The organism is Kothea flammea, from assembly GCF_052161645.1.
Lineage (GTDB): Bacteria > Planctomycetota > Planctomycetia > Pirellulales > Pirellulaceae > Laterigemmans.
The window spans coordinates 3,800,857-3,824,420 of the sequence record NZ_CP197414.1 but is presented as its reverse complement, the minus strand read 5'-3'; the positions used below and the strand labels follow the sequence as shown (position 1 = coordinate 3,824,420).

Genomic DNA, 23,564 nt, shown 5'->3' with positions numbered 1-23,564 from the left:
GCCACATTCCAAAATTTGCTTGTCGTCGATTATAGAGACTGGGCCAATTTGCGACCAGCAGCAGAGGTTCACCAGTCGCTTTGCAGCCGCAAGCGAATCACGTGTCAACAGGCGACTCGCTCAGCAGATATTTCGAATACGCTTTGTGTTCTGATCCCAACCCGCCGGCTTGAGCGGTTCGACTATACTCGGTGTCGGCTTCATCATTTATCCACCCACCAGGATGCACATGTTCGGCACCAAAATGAACTCGCCAGTCGTAGTGCAAAATGTGCAGAGCTGGCCAGGGGATTTGAAGTTGGGCAGCTCCATGCACGTTGTTGCTCGCCTGATCGTACCACTCTGGTTAGTGACCTGTCTTTTCTCAATCGTTTCGCTGGCCGACGAGCTACCGTTGCCGTTGCAACCTCGTTATCTCAATCAAATTGAGTTTAACGCCTTGGAGAATGGCGAGTACCATGTGCGGACAATGGGGAGCGATCCTTACATTGAATTTGATCTTCCCCGCGTGCTGGGTGCGGCCGAGATGCCGGTTCTCAGTTTTGAGTACTTCAGCAGCGATGGCATCCAGTCGCTGGAAGTTCGCTTGCGGCGTTCACGGGGTGCCTGGGTGGGGCCGATCGATGCCGGCTCATTGACCCGTGCCGAGGGCTGGATCGAAGGAACCTTGCCCCTGCTGGAAGAGGGCCGCACGCTTTGGCAAACGGGCACAGCCGAGATCTTGCGGATTGATTTTGGTATGGAAGCTGGCAAGACGCTGAAGCTGCGAAGTGTGAGAGTCCGCAGCTACACAGAGCAAGAACTGCGGGACATCGAAGTGGCCGAGGAGCGTCGCCAAGTGAAGTTACAGATGGCCGAGCAATGGAGACAGTATTTGGCTCCCGAGGCTTTTGTGGCTACCATCGACGCGGTCACCGTGACGGCCGAGCAGATTCAGATTCGCGGGTCTATTCACGATGATATTTTCGCGGACTACGCGGGCCAGCTTCATTTGACCGAAGTCCTGCCTCATGAAGTATCGGTCGCCGCTGAAAACCGTCCCAGCGTTGCAGAGCTGGTGCTGGATGGCGACGCGGACGCGGTATCTCAAGCAAATGAAGTTCTTAAGAATCACGTTTTTGAAGTCGAAGTGGAGCGGTACGTGGACGGCTACGACCGTCTGCTCAGCCGTTGGCAAGTTGTCGTGCAAGACGACGGGCAAGACAGTCAGGCAGGGCCAGGAAAGTCGTTGAGTGCGGCAACCTACGCGACTCACCTCGACTTGCCACGTGATGCGGAATTGCCGCCCCCGGCGGAACTTCGCAATGCCAAAGGACTGGGAGGCGTGTCGCCCGTGTTTGGGTTAGCTGAATTGAGTGAGCTGGGTGTGCGGCACATTACTTTGAATGTCGTGGTGACAAATCTGATTGAGCCGGTCGAGTTGCCGGGGGCTGAGTCGTTTGAGTTTGGCGGCAAACGTTGGTGGGTACGACCTGGGAGGCTGGCGCACGTCGATCAGGCAGCCAAGTATGCGAGCGAGCATGGAATCACGGCGGCGGCAATCATTCTCTTGCCTCAGCGGGCCAACGATATTTTGGTGCATCCCGAGAGTCGCTCCAGTGGCATCTATGCAATGCCCAATTTGACGAACGCCGAGGCGACTGAAAAGTACGCCGCCGTGATGCATATGTTGGCGCGCCGTTATGCGGGTAATGCTCACGGCAGGATTGACCATTGGATTATGCACAATGAGGTCGACTTTGGCTGGGTGTGGACGAACATGGGTGAGCAACCGTTGGCCATGTTTATGGATCACTACGTGCGGTCGATGAGGATCGCCGATTTGCAGGCTCGTCAGTTCAATCCATTTGCCAAAGTATTTATCTCCTTAACGCATCACTGGAATGCCCCTGAAGACCCGCGTTGGCGTACTTATCCGCCACGCAAACTGCTCGACCATCTCAGCCGACTCGGCGCAGTGGAAGGGGACTTCGATTGGGGAGTTGCCTACCATCCGTATCCGCAGAACTTGTTTGAGCCAAGAACTTGGTTGGACAGCCGCGTGAGCAATGATTTTGAAACCCCACTGATCACGATGAAGAACCTGGGCGTGCTCAAACGTTATCTGCAACAGGAACGCTTTTTGGATGGCGCAGGGAAGATGCGGAGCGTATTGCTGAGCGAGCAGGGTTATCACACACCCGATTATGAACAACCAGCTCAGCGACTGCAGGGTGCAGCCCTGTTGTACACTTGGGATCGTCTTCGCGAAACCGATTTCGTGTTGGCGTATGATTATCATCGCTGGGTCGACGCCGCCGAGGAGGGTGGGCTGCTGTTGGGGTTGAGAACGGTGTCTTCAGCGGGAAAAATCGCCGGTGAGAAAAAGCTGGGCTGGGAAGTCTATCGCGACATCAACACGACAGCGGAAAGTCGCTGGCGTGAGGAGCTGGAAGCTTTATATCGAGACGAGTAGGGACGTCGGTTCAAGCTAGCGTCCGGTTCCTCGAAACCTTGAGCTAACGTTCAACGGCTGACATGACCGAAAGGCTTATGTCGAGGTGCCTAATGTGGAAGGTTCGTCGTAGCGGCGCCAGAGGTTCAGGCGACGGCACGCAGGTTGGCTTCGACGACTCTGCCGTTCTCCAGCCGCACCGCGTAGTCCGCTTTTTGAGCGATCAAGTCATCGTGAGTGACCATCGCGATCGTCAGGCCTTCCTGACGATTGAGTTCCAGCAGCAGGCTGAGGATTTCCTGACCGGTGTGCGTGTCGAGATTGCCGGTCGGTTCGTCAGCCAGCAGAATTTGCGGATCGTACATCAGCGCGCGGGCGATGGCGGTGCGCTGGATCTCTCCGCCGCTGAGCTCTGACGGCTTGTGACTGAGTCGATGGCCCAGTCCGACGCGTTCGAGCAACGCGGCGGCCCGCGCCTTGAGTTGTTTACGAGCTGACCAATAAGACCACAGAGAGCGGCTGATCATCACCGGAGTTAACACGTTTTCTAACGCCGTGAGCTCGGGCAGCAGATGATAAAACTGGAAGATGATGCCAATTTCACGGTTGCGATATGTGTCGCGACGTTGCCGTGAGGCGTTATCGATTCGCGTCTCGCCAAAGTGAACTTGGCCCGCATCGGGAACGTCGAGCGAGGCGAGGAGGTGCATCAGGGTGCTCTTGCCTGATCCACTCCGGCCCACGATGGCGGTGACTTTGCCCGGTTGGAGTTCAAAATCGACTCCCCGCAGCACGGGCACTTCCAAACGATCTTTACGATAGCTCTTCACCAGCCCAGTGGCTTTCAGCACTGGGGTTTGAGATTGGCTTGTGGGCATAAGGAATGTCGCTGGTGGGAATGGGAGGTGCAAGGAGGAGGTGAACCAAGACCCGATTATTCAAAGCGAAGTGCTTGAACGGGATGCATGCGAGCGGCTCGATAAGCCGGCAAGACGCTGGCCATCGTGGCGATGAACACGGCGCCGGCCATCACCCAGCAAAGTGTGATGGGGTCGATGATCGTGGGAATTTCATTGAAGTAATAAATGGTTGGATCAAAGACTTCTTGGCCGGTAATCTTTTCGATCACTCCGGCGATCTCATTAATGTTAATGACAAACAGAATACCACCGACCAATCCGACGCCCGAACCGACCACACCCAATAGCAAGCCATAGCTGAGGAAAATACTCATCACACCCCCACCTGAGGCTCCCAAGGCTTTGAGCGTACCGATGTCGCGAGTCTTTTCGACAACAATCATGAAGAAGGTGGCGAGGATACCAAAGCCGGCCACGGCAATGATCAAAAACAGGAGAATATTGAGAATCATCGTTTCCAGTTGGACGGCGGCCAGCAGAGGCCCTTGCATGTCCATCCAGGTTTGAATTTGATAGGCGAATTGATCGGGAGGGAATCGCTGGCGAAGTGCGTCACGGACCGCGTTGAGGTTCGCCCCTTCCACGAGTTTGATTTGAATGGTCGTCACGCTCCCCTGGTTGGTCAAGGGATCAATCATGCCGCGAAACTCTTGCAAGTCTTCGAGCCGGACGAAGGCGAACGAGGAATCATATTCGCTCATCCCACTCTCGTATAAATCGACCACGGTAAACTTTTGGTCGACCACTTCGGTGGAGTCGCCCGCGTTGGGGAACATCAATTGTACGTCGTCTCCGGGGAGACGATAAAAGTGGTCTTGGATTTCGTTTTGCTGATTTCTGAGGCGGACGCTGCAAGTTGAAATCCCCAGCACGATACCTGGATAGGTATCTTTGGCCGGATCGAATTGTTGGCGCTCATCGGCAGCAAAATAATTAAAATCGGGACCCAGGCTGGCCGCATCGACTTCCGTGTCGGAAGTGGCATCCGTCGCCGGAGTTTGCTGTGCTTTTAGTTCGGCCATCGCGATTTCCACTCGCAACCGTTCCACTTCCATCGCTTTCTCATAGGCGGCTCGGTTGCGACGATAGTCCCAACCGGCGTTTGGAAAGCCCTCGCGATCAGGAGCGTATCCGCCATTTCGTAATTGAAAGTCAACGTGTTGGCGATTTTCGGGATGGAGTAAATACTTGCCGAAATCGCTGACCTTGTCGTATGACTCCGCGTCGATGCCGACGAGGTTCACTTGACGCGTAAACATTTGGCCGTTGAAGCGAAACCCCATCATGGCCGGCACATGGACCGAGATCGAAGTGCCCGCCAAGTCGTCACCGACGATGCGTTCGATTTCTTTGAGGTGCTCATGCGGGTTGGGAATCCCGCGGGCGGCGTGACTTTCGATCATGATGTCGGAAGCCAAACCGTGCAGTCGGTGATGCATTTCAGCGGAGAAACCAGCCATCACGCTGTTGACCACGATCAAGGTGCCCACGCCCAGCGTAACACTGATGATGGAAGCAAGGGCGATATAGCGTGTTCGTAGATAACGCAGACACAACAACCAACGATACATAGGGCGTCTCCGACGCGATGCTGGCTCAAGCCATCCTGGGAAATGTCGACTCTGCGAGGGAGCTTAATGCCCCGCGTGTAGCGGAGTAAAGAGCGAATGAAAAAGCCGGCCACATCCCTGACAGCAGGGATGTGGCCGGCTCATCACAGCAGAAGTTCCCTCTTCCTTATTCTGCACCCAGCTTCCGTGCTGGGTGATACGCCGATCGGCTCGCCGTCCATAGCGAGTGCCAGAAGCGGATTGCGCCGCCTCCTGATACGTAGACTCCGTCCCACGCCTTTCGGCAAATAATGCGGGGCATCCATGCCCCTAAGCTAAGCTCGTCATCCTGACTCGCCAATACTGCTTTGGACTCTCAAGTCTTCATGCTGCTAGTAGCAAGATTAAGCGACCAGACGCAAGTCACCTTGCATGCGGGCCGTCACACCTTCGACAAATTCTTCAAACAATCGACAATCGAGCGCCGATGCGGCGTCCGATTCGGGGTGGAACTGCGTGCCGATGGCAAACCAGTCCATCATCTCGCTCTCAATCGCTTCGATCACGCCATCGGGACAGCGAGCTGTCACGCGGAAGCCAGGGGCGACTTCATCAATCGCCATGTGGTGGCGGCTGTTCACGCGAATTTCACCTTCGCCATAGACACGGCCCACCAATGAGTCGCGAACGACGTCCAAGGTGTGACGGTGGCTGGCGTCCTGCAAGTCGCGGTGAGGCACCGAACTGGGCAGGTCTTCACGTAAGTCGAGGAACAAATTGCCCCCTTCGTTAACGTTCATTAGTTGCAATCCCGCTCCGATCCCAAAGACTGGTAATCGCCGTTCGGAGATCTCAGCCATCAACATGCGATCAAAAGCTTCCCGCAAGGGGTCCATCAAACGGATGCTTGAGTGCAGCATGTAACCATCGTTACGTGGATCGAGGTCAGCACCCCCGACCAACACAAAGCCATGCAGTTGCTCCAGTACTGACTGAATGGAATCCAGCTCCTTCAGCGGTGGAATGATCACGGGAATCGCTCCCGCAGCTTCCACGGCTTGGAAGTAACCGGCCGCCTGATACAGGTAGGCCGGTGTTTGACCCGATTTGGATCGAAAGTCTGCGTTCAGGCCAATCAGTGGCTTGCAACTCATTCGAATTTCCCTCTCAGAATGATCGCTTAGTGGAACGAAAAGGTTGTCGATCCCGACAACCGGCTACCCAGTGAATCTCGCAAAGCAGTGAAACGTTTGCCAAATGATTGGCGACCCCCGCCGGATTTCAGCCTCTGTGGGTCGGCTCGGCTCTGGTTTGGTGTTGCTTCGTTGGTCCCACCGGAACCTCGTGTAAAAAGCTCATCCCGACGTGAGATGAGTGATCGATGGGCCAAACCTTAACGGCGGATTTCAAAACCGCAACGATTTACTGCTATTTACTCGAAATTCGATTTGCTAGCACAGCATCTTGCGTTTGCCGCCACACGGAGGCGTACCGATATGGTTGTTTTCGTGTACAAACGGACAAAATTGGTTGTCGTCAAGCTGCACAAGGGGGCGATATCCAACGTTATTTAATGGCTAATTGATCACTGTCCAGGTGTGCTCTGCACCGCTCACGCTTGCGGAGATCTCGTCTTTTGCGAACTGAGAACGGTTCACAAAGCAGTTGCTGAGAAAAAAAAAAGATCGCTTAACGCCGCGATCAAAGCCGCTATTAGAGAAGGGCCGATTTCGCACTTCGTCCCTACCGATAGCGGCTGTTGGCGGGTAAGTTGAAACGCTTTCTGGCCCCTTGGCAGCTACATTTCTTCAGCACTTATCTTCAGCTTTTAACTTCAAGGACCCCAACGTTTTGCGTTTCCAACATGTTTGCCTGGCAGCGATGGGAGTTTGTTTGCCGACGGAAGTCTGGACTAGCGACGGAATTGAACAGCGGCTCGAGCCGCTCTACCAGCGTCTCAAGTTACCGGCCGGTCGCTTGGCTTTGATGAGCGGGATTGAGCAACGGCGAGTTTGGCCAGCCGGCACGCTGCCGAGCGGTCCAAGTGTCCGCAGCGGGGAGGCGGCGCTGGCTGCCGCCGGGCTGCCGCGCGAGCAGATTGGCTGCTTGATCCACGCTAGCGTGTGTCGTGATTTTCTCGAGCCGGCGACCGCTTCGCGGGTCCATCATCTGCTCGGGCTGCCGGAAAACTGCTGGATTTATGACGTCTCCAACGCTTGCCTCGGCGTGCTCAACGGGGCCGTGCAGATTGCCAGTTTGATTGAAGCTGGCGTGATCGCCGCCGGGATCGTCGTGGGCACCGAAAATAGTCGACCACTGCTGGAACAGACGATTGCTTATCTCAATGGAAATCAGGCACTCACGCGGCAAAGCGTCAAGCCGGCCTTTGCTTCACTGACGATCGGTTCGGGCAGCTGTGCTTGGTTGCTGGCCCACCGCGATCTGGCTCCGCAGGCGATGCGACTCGATTGCGCCACGGCGATCGCTCGAACGGCTCATCACGACCTGTGTCTCAGCAACGAAGACACCGCTGGTGCCGAAATGGCTCCGCTGATGGATACCGATAGCGAGAAGTTGATGGCAGCCGGGGTGGCTGCGGGAGTCGATAATTTCGCCGCTTTGCTGAGCGAATCCGGGTTGCAACGCCAAGCGATCGATCATTCGGTCTGCCATCAAGTCGGCTCGCGTCACCGTCAGACAATGCTCGATGCGATGGGATTGCCGGTCGACCGCGATGTCGTCTGCTATCCGTGGCTCGGTAACACCGGCTCCGTGGCGTTGCCCCTAACGTTGGCAATTGCCGCGCATTATGGCCACTTCCAGCCCGCCTCGCGATTGGGATTGTTCGGAATCGGCTCGGGCATCAACAGCGTGATGATGGCTGCAACTTGGGGTGACACGCCAGTCGGCGGTAATCTGCCCGACCAGCAGCCGCTGGTTGCCGGCGAGTGAACCAGTTGCGAAGATTTCGCTCGAAAAAAATCTCGAGCGGGAAAAAGCAGACAATTTGACTGAATTCGCTCAAGAAATGACAACTTTCGATCATCTCCTGACAGATATTTGCTAGCAATCGCCGGGAAGCGGGCACCGTCGGCGGAAAAATGCCGCCGGAAACTTACAGCGGTGCGGGTAAATCCCGCTTATCGAACGCTCTGATGGCTATCGCGTAGGCCACGAGTCCGAGGCCAACCAGCATCAACGTCAGGGCCAACGGGCCCAACCAGGTGTCAGGTTCCACCGGCGTCACGCTCCAGGCGGCTGCCTGGCCCGATTCGAGGGCCGCTTTGGCGATCGGCTGCGGTCGGTAGAGGTCGAAAAAAGTGAAGTGCATCAGCCAATTTAGTCGCTCGGCCGCTTTTCCCAGCCCAAACATCACGATTTGCAAGATGTAAATGGTGATCACGATACCCACAGTTCGCCAACGATAGCGGTCCATCGCGCTGACCATCGTACTCAACCCCAAGATGAAAAAGCCGAAGGCAAACAGATTGAGGGTGCTGGCGATAAAGACGGAGCAGTCGATTTCATCCCGCATGGCGATTTCGATTTTGTCCGGTTCGCCGGTCGCCAGCGGCAAGCTCCAATTCAAGAACGGCACGCGAATTTGAGGTGGCGGCACCGTTTCTTCAACCGTGGTCAATTGCACCCCGACCCAAATTCCCAACCAGACCAGCAGCGTCAACATCGCCAGCCCGCTGGCGCTGACCACCGCATGCGTCATCAGCAATCGCACGCGGCTGATCGGTTGGGCCAAGATCATTTCCATGGTGCCGCGATTCAGTTCGCCACTGACCACGTCGGACCCTCGCGAGATCGCCCAGACGACAACGCAAAAGATCACAACCGGTTCGTCAAAGGTCATGCCGACGCGACCGGTGTAGGTGAACAATTGATCGAATCCGATGGGAGCAAAGCGTTCGTAATCGCGGAATTGATCCAAAATGACTTTGAAACGCCCCATGTCGATCAAGCTGACTACCCACACGCGGACCCAGCTGAAAGCAAACAGCGTCGCTCCGCAGCCCAGCCACAGCAAAGCGGCTTGGCCCACATACGTTTTTGCCAATCTACCGCTAATCATACTACTTCCTCTGCTGGTGCCGGACTTAGCGTGGGGTGTTGAGCATCTCCCCGGTGCACACTGTCGTAGACGGTGCGCAGCCTCACCGGTTCAACTCTTAAATCGACGATCGGATGTTCGAGCAGCCACCGCATTACGGGAGCCAAGTCGCCGGAAACATCCAGCAAGAATCGGCCGCTGCCGAGAAACTCCAACCGCACCTGCTCGGCGTCAAAAAATTCTGCCAGCTCAAAGGGTTCGTCGCAAATGCCGCGAACGAGGTGGCGATCACGCAGTTCGCTGATTTGTTGAAAGCGGACCAACAGCCCGCGACGTAGGAAAGCGGCCGAATCGCAAACCTCCTCAATTTCGGAAAGTACGTGGGACGAAAAGATCACCGTGCGACCTTCCTGTTTGGCTTCAGCAACCATCTTGAGGACTTCGCCGCGAACGGTGGGGTCCAAATTTGCGGTCGGTTCGTCCAGAATCACGACGGGTGAATGAGGAGCCAGCACGGCCGCCAGGGCCAGCTTTTGCCGCATTCCGGTCGACATAAAAGCGACTCTTCGACGCAAATCCAGTTCGAGCCGCTCGGCGATCGCGAGACTTCGCTGAAAATCGCCGGTCGGTTGCATGGCGGCAAAAAATTCCAGCAGCGATCGCGATTTCATGTGGCGGGGTAACCGCGCGTCGCCCGGCAAATACGATACGTGTCGCCGCACCGCCACCGAATCTCGGCAGATATCCAGCTCGCCAACGCGTCCGCTGCCGCTGGTCGGGCGGATAAACCCTAGCAACATCCGCACGAGCGTCGTTTTTCCGGCTCCATTCGGTCCCAGAAGTCCGAACACGGAACCGGCCGAGACTGTCACGTCACAGTCGCGCAACGCATAAAAATCACCAAATCGCTTGCTCAACCCGCTGGTCGTTACTGGCAACATTCGCTCAAAATTACCCTGGCATGAGTGCTTCGCGCTAAACACGGTGGTTCGCTTTCCGGTTGCCGCTCGCAGGTAGGTTTGCGAGCGGCAAATCGACCGGTTGGCGAGATCGCATCGCCTGGAGGATACTAGTTGTCGTGATAACCGACAGCGAGCGAATCCCCAACGGCACATTGTCGAGCCTTGTCCAGGCCCGAAAAGGGGCTGGCCGGCTAACTCGACGAAAAACCTCCTGCTTTCCCCGCAAATATTCGACCATCGGGCAACTCGCGGTGGTCGAACTCCCGTCCGTATCGTTTTCTATTGAACAGCAAAAATAAACATGCACATTCCCTCTGGTTTTCGCTTCGCTGGCGTTCGCTGTGGTATCAAAGCCTCGAAAAAATTGGATTTAGCGTTGGTCGTCGCTGATCGCCCCGGTCAGGCCGCCGGCGTCTACACCCAAAATCAGATTGTTGCCGCCCCGGTGCTGCTCTGCCGTCAGCGAACTCCGGGAGCCATTCGCGCGGTGGTTGTCAACAGCGGCAACGCGAACGCCTGTACGGGTCGTCAAGGGGAACGGGACGCGGCGCAGATGACTGAGTGGGTGGCGACCGCTGTGGGGTGCGATCCGCAGCAAGTGTTGGTGCTCAGCACCGGAGTGATTGGACATCCGTTGCCGATGGAAAAATTAGCGGCGGGTATCCCCCAAGCGGTCGCTGAATTGAAGCACGATGAGGCCGGGTTTCGCACCGCGGCCGAAGCGATTTTGACGACCGACGCCGGGCTCAAAGTTGGAGATCGCACTTTTTCTACACCCTCGGGTGATTCGTACTCAATCGCCGGCATGGCCAAGGGTGCCGGGATGATTGGTCCCAACATGGCCACTATGCTCGGTGTGCTGGTGACCGATTTTCCCTTGTCTGCCGCGGGTGCTCAGCACGTCCTCGCACGCGTCGCTGATCGCTCGTTCAATTGCATCAGCGTGGAAGGGCATACCAGCACCAACGATTCGCTCGTCTTGCTCAGCAGTAACCCACTGCCTTCAGCGACCGAAGCAGCAAACGCTACGGCGACCGGCGAGACTGACACAGCGGATTTGGAGTCGTTCGAGGGCGCGTTGGCGGAGCTGTGCATCGAATTGGCAAAGCAGATTCCAGCCGATGGCGAAGGGGCCACCCACTTGATCGAGTTGGCGATCACGGGAGCCCGCGACGATGCTTCCGCCGCCCGGATTGCCAAGACGATCGCCCAGAGTGCGTTGGTGAAAACAGCTGTGACCGGAGCGGACCCGAACTGGGGTCGCATCGTCTCGGCAGCCGGTTACGCCGGAGAGCCGCTGGAGACGGAGTGCATTGATTTGAAAATTCAGGGTACCCGAGTCTACGCCAGTGGCGCTCCGGTCCCCTTCGATGCCGCCACAGCCAGCGCGGCGATGCGCGACTCTTTTGAAGTCTTGTTAGAACTCAAGGTGGGGAACGGACCGGGAGCGGCTCGTTTTTGGACCAGCGATCTGACGGCTGACTACGTTCACTTTAACAGTGACTATACGACTTAACGCCTAACACCAAGAGCGTGGGTTACGGATTGATCGGCAAAGCGTCAGCAGTCCAGCGGCAACCGCAAACCGTCGTACGCCATCTCGATTCCGTCGGGGAGTGCCGCGTTGGTGGCGTGGTATTCCAGCTCGTGAGACGTGTGGGTAAGCAAAGTTAATTTGGGCTGCAGTTGCTGAGCAATCTCGACGGCTTGGTCGAGTGAAAAATGAGTGATGTGTTCCGCAAGTCGCAGCGCATCAATGATCAACACATCCAGGCCGCGGAGTAACTCCATACTTTCCGGTGGGATAAAGTTGGTATCGGTGCAGTAGGCAATGTTGCCGAAGCGAAATCCGAGGACCTCAAACCGCGGGCCGTGCTGCAAGCGAATCGGAATCACGGGAGTGCCCAAGACCTCGAACGGTGCCAGACCAATCTCTTTAAAGACTAATTGCGGTGTGGCTCCGGGGTGCGTTGGTGGCGGACCCTTGAAGGCATAATCGAACGAGTGCCGGATGCGACATTCGACCCGCGGTTCGCAGTACAGCGGTACCGGTTTTCCCAAGTAGAAGGGAAACAGCCGCAGGTCATCGAGCCCGAACAAATGGTCAGCGTGCTCATGGGTAAACAACACCGCATCGACGATGCCAATCCCTTCGCGGAGCAACTGCGTTCGCAGATCGGGGGGCGTATCGACCAACAAGTTACCCTCGGGCAAACCCAACACGATCGAACAGCGGGTCCGCGAGTTGCGAGGATCGGGGCTGCGACAAACGTCACAGCCGCAGCCCAACGCGGGCACCCCGACCGAAGTGCCGGTGCCGAGGAAGATCAGTTCGCCGCGAATATCAGCAGTGTGGACAGTTTTCATCGGCCCGCGTTCGGCCCGTTAGTTCGAACCCGCACCAGCTTCATGATCCGGCCTGAGACATTCCAGTCCTGGACATAGAGGTTGCCCTCCGCGTCCCAGAACGAACCGTGCGTGCCGCTAAAGACTCCCTCGATCCAGTCAGCTTGGGGAACATTAAAGTTGCCACGCTTGGCGGGATCCGGGTTGTGACCAAGCACCGCCATGATCGTGTTGCTCTTGTCTAAAATGACGAGCCGGCCATGCAAGTCGGGTACGGAGACATAGTCCCCTTGAATCGCCACCGAGGTCGGCATGCCCAGCCCGGTGATCACCTCTTCGATGAACTCACCATCCAGGCTGTAATGCAATAAGCGGCCTTTGGGTTGGTGATTGCGGTCGCAGATCAATAGCCTCGCCGGTTCGTAACGCGTATCGAGCGTCATTCCGTGAGCCGTATTGAATTGCTTCATGCCGTTGCCCTTCTCGCCAAAATGCGACAAATATTTTCCATTCTTATCAAACTTGAAAATATGATTGCTGGCGTAGCCGTTGGAGAGAAAGATATCACCATCCTCGGCCACCGTGATGGCGGTTGGGTTGAAACTTTTGAGCCCCAAACCTGATTCCTCGGGAAATGGCAACCGCAGCACCACTTCGCCGCTGTGCGCGTTGAACTTGATCCCTTCCGCATTCTGATTTCGCGCCGCGTAAATAAACTCACCCCCGTCTTCTTTGCGGATTTCCATGTCGTGTAAATTCGTGTAATCACCCCCCAAGTATGATTGGATCACGCTGCCTGAGGGCGAGAATACAAACACACCCGCGTTGGCGCTGGTGTAGATGTTTCCGGCCTGATCGATGACCACCGCACCGTGGGTGGGGCCGATTGCCGAACTACCATCGGGTCGCAGCCCCCAACCGGGAACGGTATCAAACGTCATGATACCGCAGCCCATCCGCACGGGAGCGACAGGCTCGTACGCTGGGGAGCGAGATGCGGTGCTAAGCGCCGCGAGGCTAACAAACAACATGACATGAAAATGACGCGACATCTGGTGAGAACCCTGTGGGAAAGTTGAAATAGAGTAGAAGAGATAGAGCATTCGGCAAGATTGGAACAGATCTGATCAGAGGTCTTGAGGCACTTGACCGTCGCCAGTTTTTTCGCCAGCGAGTATCCATGAGAGGTTAAAACGTGCGACGGTCGAGCCGCCTTGCGGTCCCCCCTCGAAATTCAAATAGATCCAACCTTCGCTAGGCGTGTTGGGGCGTCCCGCGGTTAACGAGGAGTAAGCGCTCGACCCTTCATAAACCAACCGCTTGACGGGCCAAGTTTGACCACCGTCAAAGCTGGCCCAGATGGTGGCCCGTTCACGAACTGGCTTGTCTGTATCAATGTTGCTGAAGATAAGAATATCGCGATCGGCGACCGGCAGACGCGTTAAACCTCCCATGCAGCCATAGGAACGGTGTTGGTGGCCGTCGGGCAAGATGTCGACAATCTTCCAGTCCTGCCATGTCTTGCCGCCATCGTGACTGATCGCCGAGCGGCGGCGAGTATTGCGAGGACGCTCTTGCCAATGAACACGTGCGTTATAGTAGATGCGGCCATCAGACAGCTCGGCCAAGGTTGCTTCCCCAGTGCCATTTTCTGGAAACGGTTCGCTCGTCTGCCAGGTTTTGCCGCCGTCATCACTGTACATCGCGTTTGTGTAATGCTCGGGCCATTTAGAGCGATCGTTCTTGCCGGCGTAGTAACGTGTCGCGCGGATCAAACGCCCGCGATGGGGGCCGTGTCGCAGGGTAATCCCATGCTCGTTCATATGCATCGAGGGTACATTGCCGAGACTATCGGGATGAATCACGGTGTCCTCATCGGCGGTCCATGTTTTTCCTTGGTCTTGGCTGCGGAAAATCGTCAGCGGCGCGGGGGGATGCGCTGCTTCCACGAACGTAATAATATCGCCGCTCGTTTCATCGACGGTCGTTCCACCTCCTTGAAAGCCGGGCTCGGCAATCACAATTTCTTCTCCCCAGGTGAGCCCACCATCTTCGCTGCGGCGGGCGCGGATTTTTTGATTGCCCCAAGTCACCAAGACGGTGCCATCGAGGGTAACGACGATGTTGGGAAACCGTTCGCCAGCTAGCACTTGCTGGATGTGCAAGGAAGGTTCGGCAAGAAAGGGTTGCAGGGGCCCTTCCAGCTGAGAAATTTTCCCTTCGGTTGCTTTCGCGAACGGGGTTCCCGCGGTTAACCAGGCAAGATTAAAGCGATAATGAAGTCGTGAGGAAATCAGCTGGATGGTGTCATCGGGAGTTTGAGTTGCAGCCAGATAGCCACCATGTTCGCCGCGTGTTGGTGTGGCGGTGAATTCGCGCGTCCAAGCTCCGCCGTCATAGTCGCCGCTGCCGGGAGTTAATAACTTTCGCACCGGCCAAGTTTTGCCTTCGTCGAATGACAACGCGGCATACATCCCATTGCCCTCAAATTGAGCTCCGGTTTGATCGGTAAATGTCATCGGATTGGCGTTTGGTTTACCACGGTCACCGGAGGTAAATGAGACCAGCAGCAAGGGCCCTTCGTTGAGCTTCCGCAGCACCAAACGTTGACCGCCGCCGATACCAGGGAACGGGCTGGGCTGATAGGTCCAAGTCTTTCCTAAGTCCTCAGAGATGCTCATGGGCATCTTGCCGTCGATCGCATCTCCGCGACCGAGTGCTAACAAACGCCCATCTGCTAACTCGACAACTTTGGCATGGATTCCGGCAATGGTTCCTTCGCCTTGACCTCCGGCCACAAATTTGGGTGCTGGCTTGCCTTCGCCTGGATCGCTCCACGTTTTGCCGCCGTCGGGACTGATGTGAAGTGCGGTTCCGCCGTTGCCACCGGGGACTGCATCGCAATTCTGAATCAGCACGCCGGCTTTGGTTTGCAAAGTCCCCGAGATAACTTGGTGTCTGCCGATCAAGCGGTCGTCGATTGCTTGAGGCGGTGTCCAGGTTACCCCGTTATCGCGGCTGGTTCGCACCAGCAAAGCCAGCTTGGCCCAGCCGCGACCGCCACCGGGAGCCATGCCGTTGAAATGAAAAATGGTTCCTTCACCATCATGGAAGATGCTGGAGCCGTGCATGTTACGATCCGGCGCTTTAAAGAATTCGCTGGCCGGTTGCCAACTTTGCTCACCCGCTTTGAGCCGGCTGGCCAGCACTGTTAGCTCGGTCCCTTGCTCGGAGTTTGTCGAATACCAGATGGCCAACAAATCACCATTGGGCAACCAAGTAATCGAGGGTTGATGATTATGATCGCCGAATGGCTCGCCCGGATCGACCGGCGCGATCACGAATGGCACGGGTGGGGAAAAAAAAGGGTCTCGCTGGCGGGTGGTGGACCAATCAAAACGCTCCGACGAGACATCGGCAGCCCAACGCGGAGTGGTCTCGGCGGCTCGGGGCGTCATCTTAACGACGCGTCCATCTTGTTCCTCGACATCAAAGTGCCGATAGGTAAAAGCCTCGGGGCCATCTTCACCGTGGGCTGGTGCGTCGCTCCACAGGCAGGTCATTCCAGCCACTAGAAGGTAAGCGACGACAACCGCGCCGAACCCCTTCGCATCAAAACGCCGTGCATGAATCATTGTGGGAAACTCATAAGTTGAAGTGGATGTTTGCCGATCCGTCGTGGTGCGTGGCGCGTTTACCGTTCCCGGTCAGATTGTTGGTTATTTCAGTGTCTGCACAACTTGCTTAAGACTCTGTTGGCGAGTACTCAATTGCTGTGTCTCGTCAGGCGTCAAGCAACGATCCCAAATTGCAAATTCGTCAATTTTACCGGTGTAGTGAATGCCCAGCATGATCACCAGCTTGGTGGGATCCCAGCTTATTTGTTGTGGTCGCAGCAGTATGCCCTGCAGTTCCCCGTCCAAGTAAAGACTGGCGGTTGCTGGTCCCTCCCCATTCGCATTTGCGATCGTGATCACCACGTGGGTCCAGCGGGAGTTCTTGAATGGAGGGCTTTTCAGCGTCACCAACGGGCGTTTCGCATCGTCGAGTTTCTCCCAATCGATGTTTTCCGGATTCCAAAATTTGTAATCTGAAAATAGTCCCAAGCGAAAATGGCGGGGGACTTCGTCTTTGGTAAAGTCTAAAAATAAAGAAGCGTCGTTCCATGTTTTGTCGGTGATCTGCAAAGGATCAACATAGCCGGGAGCAAGGTCGCTGTCGGGGCTCAATTGCATCCACATCGAAACGCTCAAATCGAAAGCCCCCGTGGTGGCAGGCAGCGTATCGGCGCCACGGTAGAACAGCACTTGTCCCGACTTGGGGCCAAATTCGAGGCAACCTTGATAGCGGCCAGTGGGTACAATACTGGCACCCTGCAAATGCAGCCCCGGAGTCACCCGCTCTCGTTTCAACGTCGCGGCGGTGAGTGCTTGCGAGTCGCCGCTGGCCCAATCAGCATTCGCGTTCTCGTCGAAAGATGCGTAAAAACGCAAACCTTGCCCCCAAGGCTCGTTCGCCTTAGAACTGGATCCCAGCGTTAATCCAAGCGAAATGTAGGCAACGCAAAGCCAAAAAACAGAGACGGCACGTAGCAACATTGCAGCGACCCGAGTTGAGGAAGGAGCGTTGTGGGGTTTGACGAAGTAGAATTCGAACGTTGAGGGGGTCGGGATTATAGCACACCCTTCGGCGAGTTGTATCGGCTGTAGTTTAGTTAGTCGTTGCGTGCTCGAGCGTATCGGCGAACGGGGGGGCGCTCTTTCAATTTTAAATAAAGATCACCATCATGCTGCACATCTCGCAAAAACTCTGCTGGCTGATCACAGTCGCCTGCGCGTTGACGCCTGGAGGCAAATTGATAGCGGCAGAAAACGCCCAGCCGTTTCGCATCAACTTGGTCGATCGTGCCAACGGCTGGCCAGTTCCATTGATCGTGCTGACTACCACCCATGGGGTCCGTTTTGTTAGCGACAACGCCGGCGTGATCGCTTTTGATTTGCCAGAGTTGATGGGGCAGCCGGTTTGGCTAGAACTCGCCGCCGACGGTTACGAGTTGAAGCGAGATGGGTTTGGCTATCAAGGATTTCGAGTCATCCCCCGCAGGGGAGATTCGGTAACGATCGAGCTGAGTCGCACGAATTTGGCGAAACGGTTGGGGCGGCTAACTGGCGGTGGACTGTTTGCGGAAAGCCAGAAATGTGGTGATTCAACAGAATGGCGAGAGAGTGGCGTGTTGGGTTGTGATAGTGTGCAAACCGCAATGCACCAAGGGCGGATGTTTTGGGCTTGGGGAGATACCACCTTAGCCCGCTACCCGCTGGGAATTTTTCACATGACGGGAGCAACCACCTCGCCCGCGCCGCTCCGCCAGTTTGAACCGCCACTAAAGTTAATCTACAACTATTTTGTCGATGACCAAGAGACGCCTCGGGCGATCGCCAAATTGCCGGGTGATGGGCCCACGTGGCTCAGCGGTTTGGTCAGTTTACCCGACGCCCAGGGGCGTGCTCTTTTGGGAGCCAGCTACTCGAAGATAAAGCCACCGCTGGAAGCATATGAAATTGGACTATGCGTTTGGAATGAATCCTTGCAGGCCTTTCAGGCGGAGAAGGTTGTCTGGCGAAAAACTGCTGCTGCTCCCCAACCACCGGCAACTCCGCAAGGTCACGCCGTGCGTTGGCTGGATGACGCGGGGCACGCCTGGATGTTGTTTGGTGATCCTTTTCCCAGCATGCGGTGCCGGGCAACTTGGGAGGCCTGGCGGGACCCCGCCAGCTGGGAAAGCTTGTCGCCTCAACCGTTGGTCGCAGTCCATGGTTCGACCCAAATGATCGAGCCACATCGCGGCTCGATCACTTGGCAAGAGCACCGTCAAAAATGGATTACCATCTTTTGCGAACTCAATGGAGAGCCCTCGCCGTTGGGTGAGATTTGGTATGCCGAAGCCGACTCACCGCATGGTCCTTGGCGTGACGCGGTCAAGGTGGTGAGTCACGCGGAATACACTTTTTACAATCCTCGATTGCACCCAGAGTTGCCTCCCCAGAAGGCGGAATTCCTGCTTTTTGAGGCAACGTACACGAAGACGTTTTCACCCGCGAAAGTGGCCACCCCGCGTTACGATTACAACCAAATCATGTACCGGCTAGACTTTGCCGATTTGCCGATCACCCCCGCGGGCTAAGCTGGGCTGCCGCTGGAGCAGACCTGCTCCAAGGCTTCTCCGCTGTGTTCCAGTTCGTGGCCGTGAGCTGCTAAGTCACCCAGCGCTAAGACCCCCACATGAGCGCCCATCGAATCGCAAACAATCAAGCGACGGATTTGCTGTCTTTCCATCAACTTAGCCGCTGCGGCGAGGTCTTCGCTGTCAATAATCGTTTCGTGTCCCGCGGTGGCAATTTCCGCGACGGTTGTGCGGTTGGGATCGCGACCGTCCGCGATGCCACGAATGGCGATATCGCGATCGGTAATCACGCCGACGAGTTGATCATCGACGATCGGTAGAAAACCAATGTCCAGACGTTTCATAATCCGAGCCGCCTCGGCCAAACCGGTGCTTGCGGAAACGGCGTGCACGGTCGGTGTCATCGCGTCCTTGACTTGCATTGTCAGGCTCCTCGCAAGGTTGGGGAAAATAATTTGTTGTTCACGTAAAGCCATATTTTGGTAATGACTAAATGTCTCTCTCGTTGCCAGCCAAAAGCGGACCGCTGAAATATTTGTGGTTCGTCCGATGCGTATGCTCGGCTAGGTGCGTTCGGCTAGGCGTTACCAGTAATCATTAGAAGCAAATTGCCGACCAACGTTTGGCGAGCAACGTTTGGCAAGCAACGACCGGGAATCCGGCGACGTGGCACGTGAACGAAAGTTCGCTCTACTCGGCCTGATGGTCGATGGCTAGACTGAATCGTTCTTACCCCAGACGCAGGGAGGTCATGGCGATGCACGGAGAGTGTGACGGCACTGGAAAGATTCGCTACGCAACCGCGCGTGCGGCTTATTCAGTGGTTCAGCAAGCTTACTGGGCTCGGCGGACCAAAAAGCGTCCACGACGGGTTTACTTCTGCAAAGTTTGCCAAGGATATCACTTGTCCAGTAACGGCAATATTTGGGACCGCCGAGAACGCTTGACTCGCGATGAAAAACGCCCTCAGGATGGCTGCTGAGGAACTTCCTGGAAAAATAAGTGCAGCTTTCGCTCCGCCTACCCGGGGGGCTCATTCTTCTTCGGCGGCGGGCCAATTCAGATGCTTGCTGAGGAAGGCGAAAGTACCCTCACCATTAATTGTGTGCGGACCCCTAAAGAATTCAATTTCGGTTCGCTCCGGAATCCCCAGCTTGCTGGCGTAAAGGTGACGCACTTTGGCATACTCGTGAGCAACCCATTCATCCCAGCCCACGCCGTCGTTATGTCCACGTTCGACCATGAAGGGGCGAGGTGCGATCAGCGTCGCCATCTCGGCATAATTAAACGTGCTGCCCAAATCGAATTCAAAAATCTCATACTCGCCTGTCCACACGTAGCTAAAGGGCTCGCGGGTGCTAGCGTTTTTCAGAACCCATTCATTAAAGTCGGCTGAGCAGATAGAGAGGCAGTAATCTGGCACTAAGGCGGGAATCCGCATCGCGCTCTTGCCGCCGTACGAAAGTCCATAAAAACCAATCCGCTTGGGGTCCACTTGAGGTAATGTCTTGAGCCAATTCACGATTTGCTGATGCTGTGGGACCATGAAAGAAAATAAGGTTTTTCCCAACGGGTTGGCCTTGCGTTGCAAGACTCGAAAGCGATCTTGGAAGATGTAGATATTTTGCGGGGCGAAAGTGATAAACCCCCGTTCTGCCAAGCTCGCGGCAAAGTTATGGTAGGCGGGATGGTCGTCGAGAAAGACGTCGGTTGGACGTCCTTCGAGCCCGTGTTGGCAGACCACGACGGGGCGTTGTTCTCCGGCTTGCATGTCATTGGGAATGATCAGCACGCCATACGCGAAGACCTCGTCGAATACATCCAACACCACTTCATAGGCGGTCCATTTTGGTGACACCCAGGTTTGCCTTGAGCGGGCGTTAAAGTCGGCGAGCCGGTAGTCGAAGTGCCCGATTACTTGGTCGCGAAATTGCTCTCGATAAGCGGTTTGCGATGCCTTAAAAGCATCCAACGAACTGGTGTCGAGGTGTTGCAGAAATTCGCGACGCACGTAAGTGCTTTCGCGAAGCAATAATTGATTGAATAAATCAATTTCTTCGCACTGGCGACGTTGGCGATCGGGCGGGATCGCGGCTTCCAACTTGGGCGTCGGGGCGGCGTCGAGCGGGGAGAGTTGCAGCGTGGGATCGAGTGCTGAGATAAAGTGGCTGAGCACTTCGTCATTGGGATACGTCACCTGTTCGGCGCGGACAAACTTGAAGTTTACGAGGCCCAAGTGAGCAGGGTTGGTTTCGCGAAAATGTTGAAACTCTTCGATCACGTGCTGAGGTGAATCCAGAATCGCCGGCCCACCGCCCTGCCCGGGGTAAATTTCTCGCGGCAGTAGGGCGTCATCGAGTGTTAACATGCCATGGTTGACGCACAAGCGAGCCAATTGGGCGTCCCCAAATTCCGTCAAGATTCCAAACACGTTTCGATCGAGTGGCTGCTGCCAAAGGTTCCCTTGATCTCCGAAGGCGGCGCTGCAGCCAGTCGATTTGATCCGCTCATCTAACGCGCCGCAGAAAAGTGCTAAACGGCCACCTTCGCCATAGCCGATCACGCCGACGGGCAGGTTCGGCTCAACACGACTCGACCAATCGACAAGGGCTAGCACTTTTTGAATTTCATAACCGATTAAATGGCGTCCTAGCTCGAAAGAAGATCGATATAAGAACTCGCGGTTGGTAAGGTTCGCGCCGCCGCGGGGAGCGACCGAGCGAGGTTCCATTTGCCGATCAATCAAACATGGAACGATCACTCGCAAGCCACTGGCTGCCAATCGTCGCGCGAATTGGGCGGAGAGTTTCAAATCGCCGCCAATCCCCACGATTTCCTCAGGAGCGTGTTGGCAATGCGGTAAGGCGATCACAAAGCCTCGCGGCGGGGCAGACTTTGGTTCAATCATCAACCCTTCGCCATAGACGATCACCGTGTCGCGCTGGGGATCAGGGTCGCTGAGCACTGGCCAGCGAACGCGTCGGATCGTCAGTTCGTCGGTCTCACACAATGCCGCATTTCCGGCAGTATTCCAGGCGACGATGCGCTCGGGTGCCGAGTTGGCGACGCGTGGATCACGCAGCCCCAGCATGTGCTTGAGACGTTGCCGGTTGGCCGAAACTGATTCGCGAAAGCTTTCCGCCGACGAACTATCACGGTGCCAGTGCGATTCACGAGTCTCAGCAGATGCCGTTAGTTGACGAGCGAGGAAATCGTCGCAAGCCTGCACTAGCCGCGAAGCGATATCGTCTTGCCAAGTCAGTAGCGAAGTGCTGGGTAACGCTTCGCCGGTTCCTGTTTGGACGACGTTAGCGGAGTTGCTCTGAATGTTTTCAGTCTGCTGGCCGCTGGCAATGGAACCGCAGTTGGCCAAGAGTAAGCACAAGCAACAAGTGAGCATTCTGCGCAAATGTAAAACCCGTGTCCTCAGCTGTTTGCTTTGTAGAACCGCTGTCCCCAGCTGTTTGCTTTGTAGAACCGCTGTCCCCAGCTGTTTGCTTTGTAGAACCGCTGTCCTCAGCTGTTTGCTTTGTAGAACCGCTGTCCTCAGCTGTTTGCTTTGTAGAACCGCTGTCCTCAGCTGTTTGCTTTGTAGAACCGCTGTCCTCAGCTGTTTGCTTTGTAGAACCGCTGTCCTCAGCTGTTTGCTTTGTAGAACCGCTGTCCTCAGCTGTTTTTCAGCGCGCAAGCGATTGGGGACAATCGCTTTACCTTTGCTCTGATCGTTCATGCGTAAATTTATCATGCGAGGGAGACAGCCAAGTTTGGCGATCCGGATGAGGTGGGAAGACGAGCTCTTTGGCAGCTGCCAGACAGGGCTTACGGAAGAATGGGCTTCTTGCAAGTGTCGTCAGCAGCAGTATTGTAAGTAGCCCTGCCGCGAGGATGTTCATAAACCGGTGGGGAGTTGTTTGTTTTTAAGCCGCGTTAACGCTGCCGATTCACCCAGTTCAGGAGAGATCATTGATGGCTCAAGTTGCACACCACGTTTTTTTTACGCTTGACGATAACAGCCCAGCGGCGGTCCAGGCATTAATCTCCGCTTGTCAGACATATCTCGATGGGCACGATGGGGTCGTTTATTTTGGCGTGGGTACGCGGATCGCAGACTTAGACCGCGAAGTGAACGATGCCAGCTTTGATGTCTCTCTGCACGTGGTTTTTCAAGATCGAGCGGCTCATGATGCTTACCAAATTGCCCCTCGGCATTTGGAATTTATCGCCAAACAAAAGCACAATTGGAGTCAGGTACGCGTCTTTGACAGCGCGCTGGTCGACTGAATCCGGTCGGTTGGGGCCGAAAAGCCCTTGCCAAACTGCGAATGAATCGCGAAACTCTGCAACAGAACTGAAATCAGGCCCGACCCGCCTAGTGGCATTTTGACCACTCGTGCTTGGGATCGGGCTACCACGTTTGAACGTTTAGGCAATAAACCACCCTTTTTGATCTTAGCATCCGCAGGAGCAACGACGTATGGCCCGATATACAGGTCCTAAAGCCCGCATCAACCGCCGCTTGAGCGCCATGATTTACGAGAGCGCTGGTGCGACTCGTGCATCAGACCGCCGTAATTCACCCCCAGGTATGCACGTGCGGGGTCGCCGTCCGAGCAACTACGGGCTGGCGTTGATGGAGAAGCAAAAGATCAAACACTATTACGGGTTGGGTGAACGACAACTTCGTCGCTACTTCGATGCGGTTGGTCGTAAAGCGGGTAACACGGGCGAGCTGTTACTTTTGATGTGTGAACGTCGGTTGGACAACGTAGTGCGTCGTTGTGGCTTTACAAAGACACGCCCACAGGCTCGTCAGGGAGTTGCCCACGGCCACTTTCGCGTAAATGGCGTAAAAGTGACTTCACCCAGTTACATTTTGCGTCCCGGCGATGTCATTGAAGTGCGTGGTCGTGAGAATTTGAAGAACGTCTATCGTGGTGTGATCGCCAACGCGACTCCTGATCCACTCGATTGGGTAACCTTCGACACTGAGAATCTGAAAGCGACCGTTTTGGGCTTGCCCGGCCCGAGCGACATCAGCCTCCCGGTCGATGCGAACTCCGTGGTCGAATTCCTATCTCGTTAAACGTTCACTCGTTACAATTTCACCC

18 protein-coding genes are annotated in these 23,564 nt (G+C 55.7%); 7 read left to right on the top strand and 11 right to left on the bottom strand.

Annotated elements, in window-relative coordinates:
- Window positions 1-229: 229 nt before the first annotated feature.
- Entirely contained in the window at window positions 230-2,455 is a 2,226-nt protein-coding gene (locus tag SH139x_RS14620) for a DUF5722 domain-containing protein (protein WP_488355931.1), read from the top strand.
- Window positions 2,456-2,580: 125 nt separating this feature from the next.
- Here SH139x_RS14620 and SH139x_RS14615 read toward each other — a convergent pair whose 3' ends face one another.
- The 3 genes from SH139x_RS14615 to SH139x_RS14605 form a co-directional block, all read right to left on the bottom strand.
- Entirely contained in the window at window positions 2,581-3,312 is a 732-nt protein-coding gene (locus tag SH139x_RS14615; protein WP_488355930.1) for an ABC transporter ATP-binding protein, read from the bottom strand.
- A gap of 56 nt (window positions 3,313-3,368) precedes the next feature.
- Window positions 3,369-4,925, bottom strand: a complete 1,557-nt coding sequence (locus SH139x_RS14610; RefSeq protein ID WP_488355929.1) for an ABC transporter permease — start codon at window positions 4,923-4,925, stop codon at window positions 3,369-3,371.
- 383 nt (window positions 4,926-5,308) lie between these two features.
- Window positions 5,309-6,058, bottom strand: a complete 750-nt coding sequence (locus tag SH139x_RS14605; RefSeq protein ID WP_488355928.1) for a gamma-glutamyl-gamma-aminobutyrate hydrolase family protein — start codon at window positions 6,056-6,058, stop codon at window positions 5,309-5,311.
- A gap of 697 nt (window positions 6,059-6,755) precedes the next feature.
- Here SH139x_RS14605 and SH139x_RS14600 point away from each other — a divergent pair.
- Window positions 6,756-7,856 (top strand): 3-oxoacyl-ACP synthase III, encoded by a 1,101-nt coding sequence (locus tag SH139x_RS14600; protein ID WP_488355927.1) that lies wholly within the window; start codon window positions 6,756-6,758, stop codon window positions 7,854-7,856.
- Window positions 7,857-8,019: 163 nt separating this feature from the next.
- On the opposite strand, the gene SH139x_RS14595 is transcribed toward SH139x_RS14600, so the two are convergent.
- Both SH139x_RS14595 and SH139x_RS14590 read right to left on the bottom strand, forming a co-directional pair.
- Window positions 8,020-8,985 (bottom strand): ABC transporter permease subunit, encoded by a 966-nt coding sequence (locus SH139x_RS14595; RefSeq protein ID WP_488355926.1) that lies wholly within the window; start codon window positions 8,983-8,985, stop codon window positions 8,020-8,022.
- A complete protein-coding gene (locus SH139x_RS14590) occupies window positions 8,982-9,905 on the bottom strand; it encodes an ABC transporter ATP-binding protein (RefSeq protein WP_488355925.1) in 924 nt (307 codons plus the stop codon). The genes SH139x_RS14595 and SH139x_RS14590 overlap by 4 nt, the downstream gene beginning before the upstream one ends.
- Before the next feature lie 322 nt (window positions 9,906-10,227).
- Between SH139x_RS14590 and argJ the strand changes: the two genes are divergently transcribed.
- Window positions 10,228-11,442, top strand: coding sequence for a bifunctional glutamate N-acetyltransferase/amino-acid acetyltransferase ArgJ (argJ, locus tag SH139x_RS14585; RefSeq protein ID WP_488355924.1), 1,215 nt, complete (start codon window positions 10,228-10,230; stop codon window positions 11,440-11,442).
- A 44-nt stretch (window positions 11,443-11,486) separates the two neighbouring features.
- On the opposite strand, the gene SH139x_RS14580 is transcribed toward argJ, so the two are convergent.
- The 4 genes from SH139x_RS14580 to SH139x_RS14565 form a co-directional block, all read right to left on the bottom strand.
- The gene (locus SH139x_RS14580; RefSeq protein ID WP_488355923.1) at window positions 11,487-12,293 is read right to left on the bottom strand and encodes an MBL fold metallo-hydrolase; all 807 of its coding nucleotides are present in this window, start codon (window positions 12,291-12,293) and stop codon (window positions 11,487-11,489) included.
- Window positions 12,290-13,324, bottom strand: a complete 1,035-nt coding sequence (locus SH139x_RS14575) for a 6-bladed beta-propeller (RefSeq protein ID WP_488355922.1) — start codon at window positions 13,322-13,324, stop codon at window positions 12,290-12,292. Before SH139x_RS14575 ends, SH139x_RS14580 begins: the two co-directional genes overlap by 4 nt.
- A gap of 75 nt (window positions 13,325-13,399) precedes the next feature.
- Window positions 13,400-15,907 carry an exo-alpha-sialidase gene (locus SH139x_RS14570; protein WP_488355921.1) on the bottom strand — a complete coding sequence of 836 codons (2,508 nt, stop codon included), beginning with the start codon at window positions 15,905-15,907 and terminating at the stop codon, window positions 13,400-13,402.
- Window positions 15,908-15,991: 84 nt separating this feature from the next.
- On the bottom strand, window positions 15,992-16,870 hold the full coding sequence (locus SH139x_RS14565) for a LamG-like jellyroll fold domain-containing protein (RefSeq protein ID WP_488355920.1): 879 nt from the start codon (window positions 16,868-16,870) through the stop codon (window positions 15,992-15,994).
- 188 nt (window positions 16,871-17,058) lie between these two features.
- Between SH139x_RS14565 and SH139x_RS14560 the strand changes: the two genes are divergently transcribed.
- Window positions 17,059-18,456 (top strand): hypothetical protein, encoded by a 1,398-nt coding sequence (locus tag SH139x_RS14560; protein ID WP_488355919.1) that lies wholly within the window; start codon window positions 17,059-17,061, stop codon window positions 18,454-18,456.
- Here the strand turns inward: SH139x_RS14560 and SH139x_RS14555 are convergent.
- Entirely contained in the window at window positions 18,453-18,878 is a 426-nt protein-coding gene (locus SH139x_RS14555; RefSeq protein ID WP_488355918.1) for a CBS domain-containing protein, read from the bottom strand. The two genes, SH139x_RS14560 and SH139x_RS14555, sit on opposite strands and share 4 nt — an antisense overlap.
- A 329-nt stretch (window positions 18,879-19,207) precedes the next feature.
- Here SH139x_RS14555 and SH139x_RS14550 point away from each other — a divergent pair, with 329 nt between their 5' ends.
- Window positions 19,208-19,438, top strand: coding sequence for a hypothetical protein (locus SH139x_RS14550; RefSeq protein WP_488355917.1), 231 nt, complete (start codon window positions 19,208-19,210; stop codon window positions 19,436-19,438).
- 51 nt (window positions 19,439-19,489) lie between these two features.
- Here SH139x_RS14550 and SH139x_RS14545 read toward each other — a convergent pair whose 3' ends face one another.
- Window positions 19,490-21,856, bottom strand: coding sequence for an alpha/beta hydrolase family protein (locus SH139x_RS14545; RefSeq protein ID WP_488355916.1), 2,367 nt, complete (start codon window positions 21,854-21,856; stop codon window positions 19,490-19,492).
- Window positions 21,857-22,422: 566 nt separating this feature from the next.
- Here SH139x_RS14545 and SH139x_RS14540 point away from each other — a divergent pair.
- Window positions 22,423-22,737, top strand: a complete 315-nt coding sequence (locus tag SH139x_RS14540; protein WP_488355915.1) for a Dabb family protein — start codon at window positions 22,423-22,425, stop codon at window positions 22,735-22,737.
- 193 nt (window positions 22,738-22,930) lie between these two features.
- Window positions 22,931-23,539, top strand: coding sequence for a 30S ribosomal protein S4 (rpsD, locus tag SH139x_RS14535; protein ID WP_488355914.1), 609 nt, complete (start codon window positions 22,931-22,933; stop codon window positions 23,537-23,539).
- Window positions 23,540-23,564 lie beyond the last annotated feature (25 nt).

Excerpts from the sequence above, each read along its gene's own strand:
- SH139x_RS14620 (WP_488355931.1), top strand. The coding sequence starts at position 230 with ATGTTCGGCACCAAAATGAACTCGCCAGTCGTAGTGCAAAATGTGCAG.
- SH139x_RS14615 (WP_488355930.1), bottom strand. The coding sequence starts at position 3,312 with ATGCCCACAAGCCAATCTCAAACCCCAGTGCTGAAAGCCACTGGGCTG.
- SH139x_RS14610 (WP_488355929.1), bottom strand. The coding sequence starts at position 4,925 with ATGTATCGTTGGTTGTTGTGTCTGCGTTATCTACGAACACGCTATATC.
- SH139x_RS14605 (WP_488355928.1), bottom strand. The coding sequence starts at position 6,058 with ATGAGTTGCAAGCCACTGATTGGCCTGAACGCAGACTTTCGATCCAAA.
- SH139x_RS14595 (WP_488355926.1), bottom strand. The coding sequence starts at position 8,985 with ATGATTAGCGGTAGATTGGCAAAAACGTATGTGGGCCAAGCCGCTTTG.
- SH139x_RS14590 (WP_488355925.1), bottom strand. The coding sequence starts at position 9,905 with ATGTTGCCAGTAACGACCAGCGGGTTGAGCAAGCGATTTGGTGATTTT.
- argJ (WP_488355924.1), top strand. The coding sequence starts at position 10,228 with ATGCACATTCCCTCTGGTTTTCGCTTCGCTGGCGTTCGCTGTGGTATC.
- SH139x_RS14580 (WP_488355923.1), bottom strand. The coding sequence starts at position 12,293 with ATGAAAACTGTCCACACTGCTGATATTCGCGGCGAACTGATCTTCCTC.
- SH139x_RS14575 (WP_488355922.1), bottom strand. The coding sequence starts at position 13,324 with ATGTCGCGTCATTTTCATGTCATGTTGTTTGTTAGCCTCGCGGCGCTT.
- SH139x_RS14570 (WP_488355921.1), bottom strand. The coding sequence starts at position 15,907 with ATGATTCATGCACGGCGTTTTGATGCGAAGGGGTTCGGCGCGGTTGTC.
- SH139x_RS14565 (WP_488355920.1), bottom strand. The coding sequence starts at position 16,870 with ATGTTGCTACGTGCCGTCTCTGTTTTTTGGCTTTGCGTTGCCTACATT.
- SH139x_RS14560 (WP_488355919.1), top strand. The coding sequence starts at position 17,059 with ATGCTGCACATCTCGCAAAAACTCTGCTGGCTGATCACAGTCGCCTGC.
- SH139x_RS14555 (WP_488355918.1), bottom strand. The coding sequence starts at position 18,878 with ATGCAAGTCAAGGACGCGATGACACCGACCGTGCACGCCGTTTCCGCA.
- SH139x_RS14550 (WP_488355917.1), top strand. The coding sequence starts at position 19,208 with ATGGCGATGCACGGAGAGTGTGACGGCACTGGAAAGATTCGCTACGCA.
- SH139x_RS14545 (WP_488355916.1), bottom strand. The coding sequence starts at position 21,856 with ATGCTCACTTGTTGCTTGTGCTTACTCTTGGCCAACTGCGGTTCCATT.
- SH139x_RS14540 (WP_488355915.1), top strand. The coding sequence starts at position 22,423 with ATGGCTCAAGTTGCACACCACGTTTTTTTTACGCTTGACGATAACAGC.
- rpsD (WP_488355914.1), top strand. The coding sequence starts at position 22,931 with ATGGCCCGATATACAGGTCCTAAAGCCCGCATCAACCGCCGCTTGAGC.